This window comes from Streptomyces sp. ALB3 (genome assembly GCF_044385685.1).
Taxonomy (GTDB): Bacteria; Actinomycetota; Actinomycetes; order Streptomycetales; family Streptomycetaceae; genus Streptomyces.
Window position 1 is genome coordinate 93,794 of the sequence record NZ_JBISCE010000003.1, and the last position, 12,849, is coordinate 106,642.

General features: G+C 73.8%; 15 protein-coding genes. 12 read left to right on the top strand and 3 right to left on the bottom strand.

The annotated features are described in order from the left end of the window. Positions 1-41 precede the first annotated feature (41 nt). The gene (locus ACHFIV_RS02325; protein WP_398962683.1) at positions 42-1,013 is read right to left on the bottom strand and encodes a CU044_5270 family protein; all 972 of its coding nucleotides are present in this window, start codon (positions 1,011-1,013) and stop codon (positions 42-44) included. Continuing rightward, entirely contained in the window at positions 1,001-1,609 is a 609-nt protein-coding gene (locus tag ACHFIV_RS02330; protein WP_398962686.1) for an RNA polymerase sigma factor, read from the bottom strand. The genes ACHFIV_RS02325 and ACHFIV_RS02330 overlap by 13 nt, the downstream gene beginning before the upstream one ends. Before the next feature lie 388 nt (positions 1,610-1,997). On the opposite strand from ACHFIV_RS02330, the gene glmS reads away from it, so the two are divergent. The 8 genes from glmS to ACHFIV_RS02370 all read left to right on the top strand — a co-directional run bounded on the left by glmS (position 1,998) and on the right by ACHFIV_RS02370 (position 9,595). After that, a complete protein-coding gene (gene glmS, locus ACHFIV_RS02335) occupies positions 1,998-3,845 on the top strand; it encodes a glutamine--fructose-6-phosphate transaminase (isomerizing) (protein WP_398962689.1) in 1,848 nt (615 codons plus the stop codon). 14 nt (positions 3,846-3,859) lie between these two features. Further along, entirely contained in the window at positions 3,860-4,228 is a 369-nt protein-coding gene (locus ACHFIV_RS02340) for a holo-ACP synthase (protein ID WP_398962692.1), read from the top strand. A gap of 4 nt (positions 4,229-4,232) precedes the next feature. Next, positions 4,233-5,684 (top strand): NAD(P)H-hydrate dehydratase, encoded by a 1,452-nt coding sequence (locus ACHFIV_RS02345; protein ID WP_398962695.1) that lies wholly within the window; start codon positions 4,233-4,235, stop codon positions 5,682-5,684. 51 nt (positions 5,685-5,735) lie between these two features. Beyond that, entirely contained in the window at positions 5,736-6,122 is a 387-nt protein-coding gene (locus tag ACHFIV_RS02350; protein ID WP_398962698.1) for a DUF488 domain-containing protein, read from the top strand. A gap of 60 nt (positions 6,123-6,182) precedes the next feature. Further along, positions 6,183-7,337, top strand: coding sequence for an alanine racemase (gene alr / locus ACHFIV_RS02355; protein WP_398962701.1), 1,155 nt, complete (start codon positions 6,183-6,185; stop codon positions 7,335-7,337). A gap of 60 nt (positions 7,338-7,397) precedes the next feature. Further along, on the top strand, positions 7,398-8,618 hold the full coding sequence (locus ACHFIV_RS02360) for an alpha/beta fold hydrolase (protein WP_398962704.1): 1,221 nt from the start codon (positions 7,398-7,400) through the stop codon (positions 8,616-8,618). A gap of 78 nt (positions 8,619-8,696) precedes the next feature. Beyond that, positions 8,697-9,233 carry a tRNA (adenosine(37)-N6)-threonylcarbamoyltransferase complex ATPase subunit type 1 TsaE gene (gene tsaE, locus ACHFIV_RS02365; protein WP_398962707.1) on the top strand — a complete coding sequence of 179 codons (537 nt, stop codon included), beginning with the start codon at positions 8,697-8,699 and terminating at the stop codon, positions 9,231-9,233. A 167-nt stretch (positions 9,234-9,400) separates the two neighbouring features. Beyond that, positions 9,401-9,595 carry a hypothetical protein gene (locus ACHFIV_RS02370; protein ID WP_398962710.1) on the top strand — a complete coding sequence of 65 codons (195 nt, stop codon included), beginning with the start codon at positions 9,401-9,403 and terminating at the stop codon, positions 9,593-9,595. Positions 9,596-9,618: 23 nt separating this feature from the next. Here ACHFIV_RS02370 and ACHFIV_RS02375 read toward each other — a convergent pair whose 3' ends face one another. Continuing rightward, positions 9,619-10,179 carry a hypothetical protein gene (locus ACHFIV_RS02375; protein ID WP_398962713.1) on the bottom strand — a complete coding sequence of 187 codons (561 nt, stop codon included), beginning with the start codon at positions 10,177-10,179 and terminating at the stop codon, positions 9,619-9,621. Positions 10,180-10,338: 159 nt separating this feature from the next. Between ACHFIV_RS02375 and tsaB the strand changes: the two genes are divergently transcribed. From tsaB to ACHFIV_RS02395, 4 genes are read left to right on the top strand one after another with little or no spacing between them, the layout of a single operon-like run. Then, positions 10,339-10,986, top strand: a complete 648-nt coding sequence (gene tsaB / locus ACHFIV_RS02380) for a tRNA (adenosine(37)-N6)-threonylcarbamoyltransferase complex dimerization subunit type 1 TsaB (protein WP_398964168.1) — start codon at positions 10,339-10,341, stop codon at positions 10,984-10,986. Then, on the top strand, positions 10,983-11,474 hold the full coding sequence (gene rimI, locus ACHFIV_RS02385; protein WP_398962716.1) for a ribosomal protein S18-alanine N-acetyltransferase: 492 nt from the start codon (positions 10,983-10,985) through the stop codon (positions 11,472-11,474). The genes tsaB and rimI overlap by 4 nt, the downstream gene beginning before the upstream one ends. Continuing rightward, positions 11,474-12,574, top strand: coding sequence for a tRNA (adenosine(37)-N6)-threonylcarbamoyltransferase complex transferase subunit TsaD (gene tsaD, locus ACHFIV_RS02390; protein ID WP_398962718.1), 1,101 nt, complete (start codon positions 11,474-11,476; stop codon positions 12,572-12,574). The genes rimI and tsaD overlap by 1 nt, the downstream gene beginning before the upstream one ends. Next, positions 12,571-12,840 (top strand): hypothetical protein, encoded by a 270-nt coding sequence (locus tag ACHFIV_RS02395; RefSeq protein WP_398962721.1) that lies wholly within the window; start codon positions 12,571-12,573, stop codon positions 12,838-12,840. Before tsaD ends, ACHFIV_RS02395 begins: the two co-directional genes overlap by 4 nt. Positions 12,841-12,849: the final 9 nt, after the last annotated feature.

Genomic DNA, 12,849 nt, shown 5'->3' on the forward strand with positions numbered 1-12,849 from the left:
CGGCTCCCGGCCGGGAGGACCAGGGACCAGGGCCGCGCGGCTCAGGGCTTGTCGCCCTCGGCGTCGACGACGGCTGCGGCGGTGCGGACCTCGGTGAGGGTGACGTCACCGGCGAACAGCTCCCGGTCGAGGCCCTCGGTGCCCGCGGGCAGATCCATCTCGTGGTCCTCCGTGACCACGAAGCGCATGCCCGCGTAGCTGTAGTCGTACGGGGACAGCAGGATCTCGCGGCGCTGGTGGGTGCCCTCCTCCTCCCGGGTGACGGCGATGACCTGACGGCCGGCCGCGTCCTCGACGAGGTGGTCGGTGATCTCGACACCGGGGACCGTGGCCATGGCCCGGTAGATGCGGGCGAGGGCGTCCGGGGCGAGCGGGTAGGACTCGACGAGCACGTTCAGCCCCCGGAACGTCTGAGCGGCCTCGCTCTCGGGGGCGCCGGGTCCGGAGGGATAGCGTTCACGGACCTTCGCCAGCAGGGCCGCGGGATCCTCGGGCAGGGCGTTGGCGACCCGGTACGTCTCGCGGGCCGACAGGTCGTCGTCCGACTTGTCCTTCTCCGCCGCTCCGCTGCCGTACGGGGTCCAGGAGGCCGGCTCCCGCCGCACCTCGACCGCGCGGTCATCCCCTGTCTTCAGCAACAGCTGGCCCACGGCCCCCTGGGTGTAGATCCACTGGTCGTCGCGCGGTTCCGGCGGAGGTGTCAGCCCCTCCAGGAAGTCGGCCGCCCGGCCCAGGGTCCGGGCGGGACCGGAGAGGTCGAGATCGCCCGCCACCGTGGCCGGGCCCGCGCCGCGCGGGTCGGACGCGTCGAGCAGCTGGGCGCCGAGCAGGGCAGCCACGGTGACGGCCACGGCCGCGCCGGCCGAGGCGATCCGCCAGTCGGCCCACGGCCTGCGGCCACGCCGCCCGCCCGCGATGGCGTCGGTCAGGCGCTGCCGTCCGGGAGCGAGTGCGGCACGGTCCGGGGCCGGGGCGCCGGCGCGCAGTTCGCGCAGTCGGGTCATTTCGTCCATGACGGATTCAGCTCCTGGTGGGCCGAAGTGAACGAGGGGTCGGTGCGCAGTGCCTCGCGGACCTTGTGGCGGGCGCGGCTGAGGCGCGAGCGGACGGTGCCGAGCGGTATTCCGAGCGCGTCGGCCACCTCCTGGTAGCCCAGGTCCGCCCAGGCGATCAGCAGCAGTACGTGGCGGTCCCCGGGAGAGAGCGCTGCCAGCGCGCCGGCCAGCGGCGCCTGGACGGCGATCCGGTCGTCCGAGCGCTCGCTCCATGACGCGGCGACGGGGTCCTCACCGGTGCGCGCCAGTGCCTTGAGGGCGCGGACCTCGCTGCGCCGGTGCTTGCCGATGAGGTTGGCGGCGATGCCGTAGAGCCAGGGGCGGGCGAGGCGGTGGGCACAGTCGTAACGGGCGCGGGTGCGGAACGCGACGAGGAACACCTCGGCGGTGATGTCGTCCGCCGCGCCCTCCCCGAGGCGGCGGGCGGTGTACCGGTGGATGTCCGCCGCGTGACGGTCGTACAGCCCGGCGAAGAGCTCCGGCTCACCGAGGGACCGGGTGATCAGCTCGGCGTCGTCCGGCCCGCCCGGCGGCGGTGGTCGTCTTCCGGGCACAGCGCCTCCAGCGGTCCGGTCGGTGAGTCTGGCACCCGCTGTTACCCGCACGGCCCGGAAAGGTTCACGGGCGGGCCGGGCGTGGGTGCGGCGAGGCGCCTCCCGGAACGCTCAGCTGCCGGTGGCGCTCTTGGCGACGACGGCCCGGGGGCCCTTGCTGTCCCGGAGACGGACGGCGCCGTCGGGGACGGGGCGGGGGTGAGGCCGACGCAGCCAGAGGCGTCACCACCGAGGGAGGACGTTCGCCGTCGGTAGGCGGGCACCGGCTTCTCCTCGTCCGGAGCCGCGCCGGCCACTGGGGCGGCTGTCCACTCGGAGCCGGTCGGCCGGGCCGCTCGGGCATGTCGGAAGCCGGGCAGAGGGACGGTACGGGCCTTATGGTGCCGATATGTGCGGAATCGTGGGTTACGTCGGGGTGCAGTCGGCACAGGATGTCGTCGTCGCGGGGCTGAAGCGGCTGGAGTACCGGGGATACGACTCCGCGGGGGTCGCCGTCCTCGCGGACGGGGGCCTCGCCGCGGCCAGGAAGGCGGGGAAGCTCCTCAACCTGGAGAAGGAACTCAAGGACCGGCCGCTGCCGGCCGGGAACACCGGGATCGGGCACACCCGTTGGGCCACGCACGGCGGGCCCACCGATGCCAACGCCCACCCGCACCTCGACAACGCCGGCCGGGTCGCCGTCGTGCACAACGGGATCATCGAGAACTTCGCCGCCCTGCGCGAGGAACTGGCCGGGCGGGGCCACGAGCTGACCTCCGAGACCGACACCGAGGTGGTGGCCCACCTGCTCGCCGAGGCGTACTCGTCGGGCGGTGAACTCGGTGAGGCCATGCGCCAGGTGTGCCGGCAGCTGGAGGGCGCGTTCACCCTGGTCGCGGTGCACGCCGACGAGCCCGACGCGGTGGTGGGGGCCCGTAGCAACTCGCCGCTGGTGGTGGGCGTGGGGGACGGGGAGATGTTCCTCGCCTCCGACGTGGCCGCCTTCATCGAGCACACGCGGGACGCGATCGAGCTGGGACAGGACCAGGTGGTCGAGCTGCGCCGGGACGGGCTGACGGTCACGGGCTTCGACGGCCGGCCCGCCGACGTACGCGAGTACCACGTGGACTGGGACGCCTCGGCGGCGGAGAAGGGCGGCTACGCCTCCTTCATGCTGAAGGAGATCGCCGACCAGCCCAAGGCCGTCGCCGACACCCTGCTCGGCCGGATCGACGGCTCGGGGACCCTCCGCCTCGACGAGGTGCGCATCCCGCAGGCAGTGCTCCGCGAGGTCGACAAGGTCGTCGTCGTCGCCTGCGGGACCGCCTACCACGCCGGGATGATCGCCAAGTACGCCATCGAGCACTGGACACGGCTGCCCTGCGAGACCGAGCTCGCCAGCGAGTTCCGCTACCGCGACCCGATCCTCGACCAGCGCACCCTCGTCGTCGCCATCTCGCAGTCGGGCGAGACGATGGACACGCTGATGGCGGTCCGGCACGCCCGCGAGCAGGGGGCTAAGGTCCTCGCGATCTGCAACACGAACGGTTCGACCATCCCCAGGGAGTCGGACGCCGTCCTCTACACGCACGCCGGGCCGGAGGTCGCCGTCGCCTCCACCAAGGCGTTCCTGACCCAGCTCGTCGCCTGCTACCTCGTCGCGCTGTACCTGGGGCAGGTACGCGGCACCAAGTGGGGCGACGAGATCCGCACCGTCGTACGCCAGCTCTCGGAGATGTCCGGCGCGGTCGGACGCGTACTGGGGACCATGGAGCCGGTCCGTGAACTGGCCCGCTCCCTGGCAGCCCACGGAACGGTGCTCTTCGTGGGCCGGCACGTGGGCTACCCGGTGGCCCTGGAGGGCGCGTTGAAGCTCAAGGAGCTCGCGTACATGCATGCCGAGGGGTTCGCCGCGGGGGAGCTCAAGCACGGGCCGATCGCGCTGATCGAGCAGGGGCTGCCCGTCGTCGTGATCGTGCCGTCCCCGCGCGGCCGTTCGGTGCTGCACGACAAGATCGTGTCGAACATCCAGGAGATCAGGGCGCGGGGCGCCCGTACCGTCGTCATCGCCGAGGAGGGCGACGAGGAGGTCGTCCCGTACGCCGATCACCTCATCAGGATCCCGGCTACGCCTACGCTGCTTCAGCCGCTGGTCGCCACGGTGCCGTTGCAGGTGTTCGCCTGCGAGCTGGCGACCGCCCGGGGCAACGAGGTGGACCAGCCGCGCAATCTGGCGAAGTCCGTGACAGTCGAGTGAGTGAGTGAGCACGCGTGATCATTGGGGTCGGGATCGATGTGGCGGGAATCGAACGCTTCGGCGCCGCGCTGGGACGCACACCCCAGCTGGCCGAGCGGCTCTTCCTGGAGCGGGAGCTGCTGCTGCCGGGCGGGGAGCGGCGGGGGATCGCCTCGCTGGCGGCCAGGTTCGCCGCGAAGGAGGCCCTGGCCAAGGCGCTCGGCGCGCCGGCCGGGCTGCTCTGGACCGACGCCGAGGTCTGCGTCGAGGACAGCGGGCGCCCGCGCCTGGAGGTCCGCGGCACCGTCGCGGCGCGGGCGGCCGAACTCGGCGTCCGCAACTGGCACGTGTCGCTCAGTCACGACGCGGGGGTGGCGTCGGCCGTGGTGATCGCGGAGGGTTGAGGACATGCGACATGCCTACAGCGTCGAGACCGTACGGGCCGCCGAGAAGGCGCTCATGGCACGGCTGCCGGAGGGGACCCTCATGCGGCGCGCCGCCGCCGGACTCGCGGTGGCCTGCGGTGACCTGCTCCGGCGCAACGGACGGGTGTACGGATCCCGGGTGCTCCTCCTCGTCGGCAGCGGCGACAACGGTGGCGACACCCTGTACGCCGGTGCCCGGCTGGCCCGGCGCGGAGCCGGCGTGCGCGCCCTGCTGACCTCGCCGGACAAGGTCCACCCGGCCGCGTCGGCCGCCCTGCTGGCGGCGGGCGGGCAGGTACTCGACGGCCCGGACCTGGGGGCCTTCGGACCCGTGGACCTCGTCGTCGACGGCATCACCGGGAGCGGGGGCCGCGGCGGCCTGCGCCCCGGGGCGGCGGAACTGGTGCGCGCGGTCACCACGGGACACGCGCCCGTGCTCGCGGTGGACCTGCCGAGCGGTGTCGAGGCGGACACCGGCCAGGTGCTCGGCGCGGCCGTACGGGCGGACGCGACCGTCACCTTCGGTGCGTACAAGCCGGGGCTGCTCATCGACCCGGCCGCCGGGCACGCGGGCGCGCTCCGGCTCGTCGACATCGGCCTGGCGGCACACCTGCCCGGGCGCCCTGACCTGGAGGCACTCCAGTACGCCGACGTGGCCGCCCTGCTGCCCGTGCCGGGCGCCGAGAGCGACAAGTACCGGCGCGGGGTCGTCGGTGTGGCCGCCGGCTCGGAGCGGTATCCGGGCGCGGCCGTTCTCGCGGTCGCCGGGGCGCTGCACGGCGGAGCGGGAGCCGTGCGTTACGCCGGCCCCGGAGCCGGCGCGGTGATCGCCCGCTTCCCGGAGACGCTGGTGCACCCCGGCCCGCCGTCGAAGGCCGGGAGGGTGCAGGCCTGGGTGGTCGGGCCGGGGCTCGGCGACTCGACGGCGGCGGCCGGAGCGGTGTCCGACGTGCTGGCCTCGGACGTCCCCGTACTGGTCGACGCGGACGGGCTGCGGCTGATGGACGCCGACGCCGTACGCGCCAGGTCCGCGGCCACCGTCCTCACCCCTCACGCCGGAGAGGCGGCGGCGCTGCTCGGGGTGGGGCGCGAGGAGGTCGAGGCAGGCCGGCTCGCCGCCGTGCGGGAACTGGCCGCGCGCTACCGGGCCACCGTGCTGCTGAAGGGCTCGACCACCCTCGTCGCGGAGCCGGGTGACCTGCCCGTCCGCGTCAACCCGACCGGCACGTCCTGGCTCGCCACGGCGGGCAGCGGCGACGTGCTGTCCGGGCTCACCGGCTCGTTGCTGGCCGCCGGCCTGGCGCCGCTCGACGCCGCGTCGGTGGGCGCCTATCTGCACGGACTCGCGGCACGCCGGGCGTCTGACGGGGCCCCGGTCTCCGCGCAGGACGTCGCGGACGCCGTACCGGCGGCCTGGCGGGACGTGCGGGGCTGATCCACGCTGGAGACCGGAGCCGGAGCAGAGGGAACGGGACGGTGATCGGCCGTGGGCAGTGGCAGCGGCATCCGCGTACGCAGGGTCTACGACCCGCCGGAGGACGACGACGGCACCCGGGTCCTGGTCGACCGGCTCTGGCCGCGCGGCATCTCCAGGGAGCAGGCGGCGGTCGGCCTGTGGGCTAAGGACGTGGCACCGTCGAAGGAACTCCGCACCTGGTACCACGAGGACCGCTCCGCCGACCGGTACGACGAGTTCGTGGACCGCTACCGCACCGAGCTCGGTGACCCCGACCACACCGAGGCCGTCGAGGGGCTGCTCGCCCTGCTGCGCCGGGGCGGGCCCGTCACCCTCGTCACGGCCGTGAAGGACGTCCCGGCCAGCCATGTCCCGGTCCTCGTCGGCCACCTGGAGGACGCCCTCGACCACCGGTGACCGCCTCACCGGGCACAGAGGTCGAGGGCACAGGCGTACGGCTCTGAGACACTGGGCGCGATGAACGAGACAGCGACCCTGAGAGCCCGCGCCGAGATCGACCTCGCCGCGTTGCGCGCCAACGTGCGCGCCCTGCGCGCGCGGGCGTCCGGGGCACAGCTCATGGCCGTGGTGAAGTCCGACGCGTACGGGCACGGGGCGGTGCCCTGCGCCAGGGCGGCGGTCGAGGCCGGGGCGGCCTGGCTGGGGACCGCCACCCCGCAGGAGGCGCTCGCCCTGCGGGAAGCCGGGATCGGCGGCCGGATGATGTGCTGGCTGTGGACGCCGGGCGGCCCGTGGCGCCAGGCGGTCGAAGCCGGCATCGACGTCTCGGTGAGCGGGATGTGGGCGCTGGACGAGGTGGCCGCCGCCGCCTCGGAGGCCGGGGTCCCGGCCCGTATCCACCTCAAGGCCGACACGGGCCTGGGGCGCAACGGCTGCCAGCCCGCGGACTGGCCCGCACTCGTCACGGCGGCCCGCGCGGCCGAGGACGCCGGAGTCCTGCGCGTCGCCGGTCTCTGGTCGCACTTCGCCTGCGCCGACGAGCCGGGCCACCCCTCGATCGCCGCCCAGCTGAGCGTCTTCCGCGACATGGTGGCGTACGCGGAGAAGGAGGGCGTCCGGCCCGAGGTGCGGCACATCGCCAACTCGCCGGCGACGCTCACCGTGCCCGAGTCCCACTTCGACCTCGTACGCACCGGTATCGCCATGTACGGCATCTCGCCCAGCCCCGAACTGGGCACCCCGGCCGACTTCGGGCTGCGGCCCGTCATGACGCTCGCCGCCTCGGTGGCGCTCGTCAAGCAGGTGCCCCCGGGCCACGGCATCAGCTACGGGCACCACTACACGACCTCCGCCGAGACGACGCTCGCGCTGGTGCCGGTCGGCTACGCGGACGGCATCCCGCGCCACGCCTCGGGCCGGGGCCCCGTCCTCGTGGGTGGCGCCGTCCGGAGGATCGCGGGCCGGGTCGCGATGGACCAGTTCGTGGTGGACCTCGGCGGCGACACCCTCGACGCGGGCGCGGAAGCGGTGCTGTTCGGGCCGGGGGACCGGGGCGAACCGAGCGCACAGGACTGGGCGGGCGCGGCGGACACGATCGCGTACGAGATCGTCACGCGCATCGGCGCACGGGTCCCGCGCGTCCACCTCCACGAGGACTCCCGCGGGGACTGAGAGCCGGCCCGGCCGGAGCACGGTCCGACGACGACAACGACGACGAAGGAGCACGGCACGGTGAGCGAGACCAGCGCCGAGGACGTGGTGACGACGGCGGCCGTCGCGGCGGCCGGCTGGCGCCGGGCGGGCTTCGCCGGGGCGGCGATAGGCGTCATCGCCGCGGGGGCGGCGGCGGGCGTCGCCGTCGAGCGGCTCACCGTGGGCCGGGGGATGCGCAAGAAGGCGCGCCTCGCCCTGGACGCCTCCGGCCCGTACGGCTCCCTGCGCGGACTGCCCGGCCGGGCGGTCGCGGACGACGGCACCGAGCTGTACTACGAGGTCGACGAGATCGAACCCGACGGCGGCACGAGCCGCCCGGGCGGGGGCCCCGGGGTGGGCACCCCCGCCGGCTCCGGCCCGCGCCGGCGCAGGCTCTTCGGCAGCAAGGACCCCGCGCCCCTGACGGTCGTCTTCAGCCACGGCTACTGCCTCGGCCAGGACTCGTGGCACTTCCAGCGGGCCGCGCTGCGCGGTCTGGTGCGCACGGTCCACTGGGACCAGCGCAGCCACGGCCGCTCCGAGCGGGGCAGGGCGCAGGCCGGGGGTGAGGCGCTCGGCATCGACCAGCTCGGCCGCGACCTCAAGGCGGTCCTCGACGCGGCGGCGCCGGAGGGGCCGCTGGTCCTGGTCGGGCACTCCATGGGCGGCATGACGATGATGGCGCTCGCCGACCGGTACCCGGAGCTGATCCGCGACCGGGTGGCCGCGGTCGCGTTCGTCGGGACGTCGAGCGGCAGGCTCGGCGAAGTGAACTTCGGGCTGCCGGTGGCGGGCGTGAACGCGGTGCGCCGGGTGCTGCCCGGGGTGCTGAAGGCACTCGGGTCGCAGGCCGAGCTGGTGGAGCGCGGGCGCCGGGCGACCGCCGACCTGTTCGCGGGGCTGATCAAGCGGTACTCGTTCGGATCGCGTGACGTCGACCCGGCGGTCGCGAGGTTCGCCGAGCGGCTCATCGAGTCGACCCCGATCGACGTGGTCGCCGAGTTCTACCCGGCCTTCACGGACCACGACAAGAGCGGGGCGCTGCCCGCCTTCCGGGGGCTCCCCGTGCTGATCCTGGCCGGTGACAAGGATCTCGTGACCCCGAGTTCGCACAGCGAGGCCATCGCGGACCAGCTTCCGGAAGCGGAGCTGGTCATCGTGCCGGACGCCGGGCACCTGGTGATGCTGGAGCACCCGGAGACGGTGACCGACCGGCTCGCGGACCTGCTGGTACGGATCGGTGCCGTCCCGGCCGGCTGAGACGGCCGGCCGCGCCCTCGGGGCGCAGGACCCGCGGGCAGGACTTCCGGGCGCGCCGATCCTCTACCGTTGGTCGGCATGGAAACAGCGCACAACGGCCCGGTGACCGAGTCCACCGCACCGGGCACCGTCACCCTGGACGTCGCCGTCGAGTCCCCCGAAGAGATGAAGGAACTGGGCCGCCGGATCGCCGGTGTGCTGGCCCCCGGAGACCTGGTGATGCTCACCGGCGAGCTCGGCGCGGGCAAGACCACCCTGACCCGGGGCCTCGGCGAAGGCCTCGGGGTGCGCGGCGCCGTCACCTCGCCGACCTTCGTGATCGCCCGTGTCCATCCGCCGCTGGGGGAGGGCCCCGCCCTGGTCCACGTCGACGCCTACCGCCTGGGTGGCGGCCTCGACGAGATGGAGGACCTGGACCTCGACGTGTCGCTGCCCGAGTCGGTGGTCGTCGTCGAGTGGGGCGACGGCAAGGTCGAGGAGCTGTCGGAGGACCGGCTGCGCGTGGTGATCGACCGGGCGGTCGGGGACACGGACGACGAGCGCCGCACCGTGACCCTGGTGGGGATCGGCGCGCGGTGGGCCGGGCTGGGCGCGGAACTGGCGGCCCTCCGATAGGGGGCCGGGCCCGCCGCGTGGAGCGCTTCCGGCCACTGTCTCCCGACGCTTTCCGACAGGACGTCGGTAAAATGTTGCGCCGGGGGCGCTCGGCGTGGTCACATGGGGTACAGGGATTGGTTAGGTCTGCCTAACCACGTCTCTCACCGAAGCCCGAGGAGGCATCCATGCCGGCACCCGAGCGTGAAGTGCAGCCGCAGTCGTCGCAGGCGGAGCCACCGTCGGTGTCCGCGGTGTCGATGAAGGACCTGCTGGCCTCCTGCGCGGCCGCGACGGCGGTGTCGACACCGCCGTCGGACGACCGCGCCGACGAGGGCGACACCGAGGACCTACAGCACGGAGCGGGCCGCGACGCGGCGTGAGCCCCGCCCCGGGCCGGGGGGCCTCACGGGACGACGACGACCTTCACACCGACGGTGGCGAACGTCCACAGCACGTTGCCGTCGGCCCTCTTCATACGCACCCCGCCGGTCCTCATCGTGGGATCGGGGGGCTGCATGGAGTCGTCCTGCGCGGCGCTGAAGCCGACGGACACGTCCTCGACGTTCGCGAACCGCACCACGTGCTCGATCGGGACGCCGTCCGAACCCTTGATGCTGCCGGAGCGCGAGGTCACCTGGTACACGCCGGGCGGCGGGCTCACCGAACTCGGCATGACGGTGAACGTCCGGAGAGCCTTCTCCTGGTCGTCCACGATCCACACGCGGCGGTCCTTCAGCGCGTACACGACGCGGGCTCCCGTGTCGGAGTCCGCCGGGACCGCGAGCGGCTGCTTCGTCGGCTCCGGCTTCGCGGAGGGGGCCGCGGCCGTCGGTCCGGAAGCCTGGGCCGGGGACGAGGCGACCGAGTCGGGTGCGCTGGCCGACGCCTGGTAGGCGAGGAAACAGACCGCGGCCACCGCCGCGGCGGTGAGCCCGGCCACGATTCCCGAGCTGCCCCTTGCCACCGTGAGGTCCCCTTTCACATGCGTTCGTCACATGTCGTACAAGCATTTACGTCGTACACGCGTATACGCGGCGACGGTACCAGCAGCGGACGGGGGGACCGGGACGCTGCGGTGGCCGAGTCGGCGGAGCCGTAGGCTGTTCGTGTGCTGCTGCTCGCCATGGATACCGCCACCCCCGCCGTCACCGCCGCCCTCCACGACGGGACGTCCGTCATCGCCGAGACCGGCCAGGTCGACGCCCGGAGGCACGGGGAGCTGCTGCTGCCCGCCGTCGACCGGGTCCTCGCGGAGGCCGGGGTGGAACTCGGCGCCGTGACCGACGTGGCCGTCGGGGTCGGCCCCGGCCCGTACACCGGGCTGCGCGTCGGCCTGGTCACCGCGGCGACCTTCGGCTCCGCCCTCTCCGTGCCCGTGCACGGACTGTGCACCCTCGACGCCCTCGCCTACGCCGCCGGCCGGGAGGGCCTCGAAGGCCCCTTCGCCGTGGCGACCGACGCGCGCCGCAGGGAGGTCTACTGGGCGCGGTACGAGGACTCCCGCACCCGGGACGGCGAGCCGGCCGTCGACCGGCCCGGTGACGTCTCGGACCTGCTGGCGGGACTGCCCGTCGTCGGCGCGGGCGCGCTGCTCTACCCCGAGGCCTTCCCCGACGCACGCGGCCCGGAACACGTCTCCGCGGGCGCCCTGGCCGCCCTGGCCGTCGAACGCCTGACCGCCGGCGCGGCCCTGCTGCCGCCCCAGCCGCTCTATCTGCGCAGGCCCGACGCGCAGGTCCCGAAGAACTACAAGGTGGTCACGCCCAAGTGACCACCACGACCGCTGTGCTCCGGGAGATGCGCTGGTGGGACATCGAGCCGGTGCTGGAGCTGGAACACGAGCTGTTCCCCGATGACGCCTGGTCGGCCGGCATGTTCTGGTCCGAACTGGCCCGCGCGCGGGGCCCCCGGGCCACCCACCGCTACGTCGTCGCCGAGGACCCCGCCGACGGCAGGATCGTCGGCTACGCGGGCCTCGCCTCGGCCGGCGACCTCGCCGACGTCCAGACGATCGCGGTCAGCCGCGGGCAGTGGGGCGGCGGCCTCGGCTCCGAGCTCCTGACGGACCTGCTCCGGCACGCCACCGCCTTCGAGTGCACCGCCGTGCTCCTGGAGGTCCGTGTCGACAACACCCGCGCGCAGAAGCTCTACGAACGCTTCGGCTTCGAGCCCATCGGCTTCCGCCGGGGCTACTACCAGCCGGGGAACATCGACGCACTCGTCATGCGCCTGACCGTACAAGGAACAGAGACAGACTGATGGCTGACGAACCGCTCGTACTCGGTATCGAGACCTCCTGCGACGAGACCGGCGTCGGCATCGTGCGCGGCACGACCCTCCTCGCCGACGCCGTCGCGTCCAGCGTCGACACCCACGCACGCTTCGGCGGCGTCGTCCCGGAGATCGCCTCCCGGGCCCACCTGGAGGCGATGGTCCCCACCATCGAGCGCGCCCTGAAGGACGCCGGGATCAGCGCCCGCGACCTCGACGGCATCGCGGTCACGGCAGGACCCGGGCTCGCCGGGGCGCTCCTCGTCGGTGTCTCGGCCGCCAAGGCGTACGCCTACGCGCTGAACAAGCCGCTCTACGGGGTGAACCACCTGGCCTCGCACATCTGCGTCGACCAGTTGGAGCACGGCCCCCTCCCCGAGCCGACGATGGCGCTCCTGGTGAGCGGCGGTCACTCCTCGCTGCTGCTGGCGCCGGACATCACCAACGACGTACGGCCGCTGGGCGCGACCATCGACGACGCGGCAGGCGAGGCCTTCGACAAGATCGCCCGGGTGCTGGACCTCGGTTTCCCCGGCGGCCCGGTCATCGACCGGCTGGCGAGGGAGGGCGACCCGAAGGCGATCGCCTTCCCGCGCGGGCTGAGCGGCTCGCGCGACCCCGCGTACGACTTCTCGTTCTCCGGCCTCAAGACGTCCGTCGCGCGCTGGATCGAGGCGAAGCGCGCGGCCGGCGAGGACGTCCCCGTACGGGACGTGGCGGCGTCCTTCCAGGAGGCCGTGGTGGACGTCCTCACCCGCAAGGCCGTCAGGGCGTGCAAGGACGAGGGCGTCGACCACCTGATGATCGGCGGCGGGGTCGCGGCGAACTCGCGGCTGCGGGCCCTCGCCGAGGAGCGGTGCGAGAAGGCCGGGATCCGGCTGAGGGTCCCCAGGCCCGGGCTGTGCACGGACAACGGGGCCATGGTCGCGGCGCTGGGCGCCGAGATGGTGGCGCGCAACCGCCCGGTGTCGGACCTGGGACTCTCGGCGGACTCCTCGCTGCCGGTCACGGAGACCCATGTACCGGGTGCGCACGGCCACGGTCACGACCACGTGCACGAGATCAGCAAGGACAACCTCTACTCATGACCGTCGCCCTGATGTGGGAGGCCCGTGCCGCCGACGGCCGGGGCGCCGAGCTGCTGGAGTGGGCCCGGGATCAGGTCGCCGAGCTGGCCCGGGAACCGCTGCGCGGCGAGCTGCTGCGCGCACCCCAGGACCGGGTGCTGGTGCTGACCTGGTGGGAAGCGGCGTACGACGACGAGCTTCCCGAGCTGCCCGAGCCGGACGCCGGGCTGATCAGCCGGCCGGTCCACCGGTGGCGCTTCGAGTCGCTCGGCCCCGCGGGCGGCTGACGGCTGCCC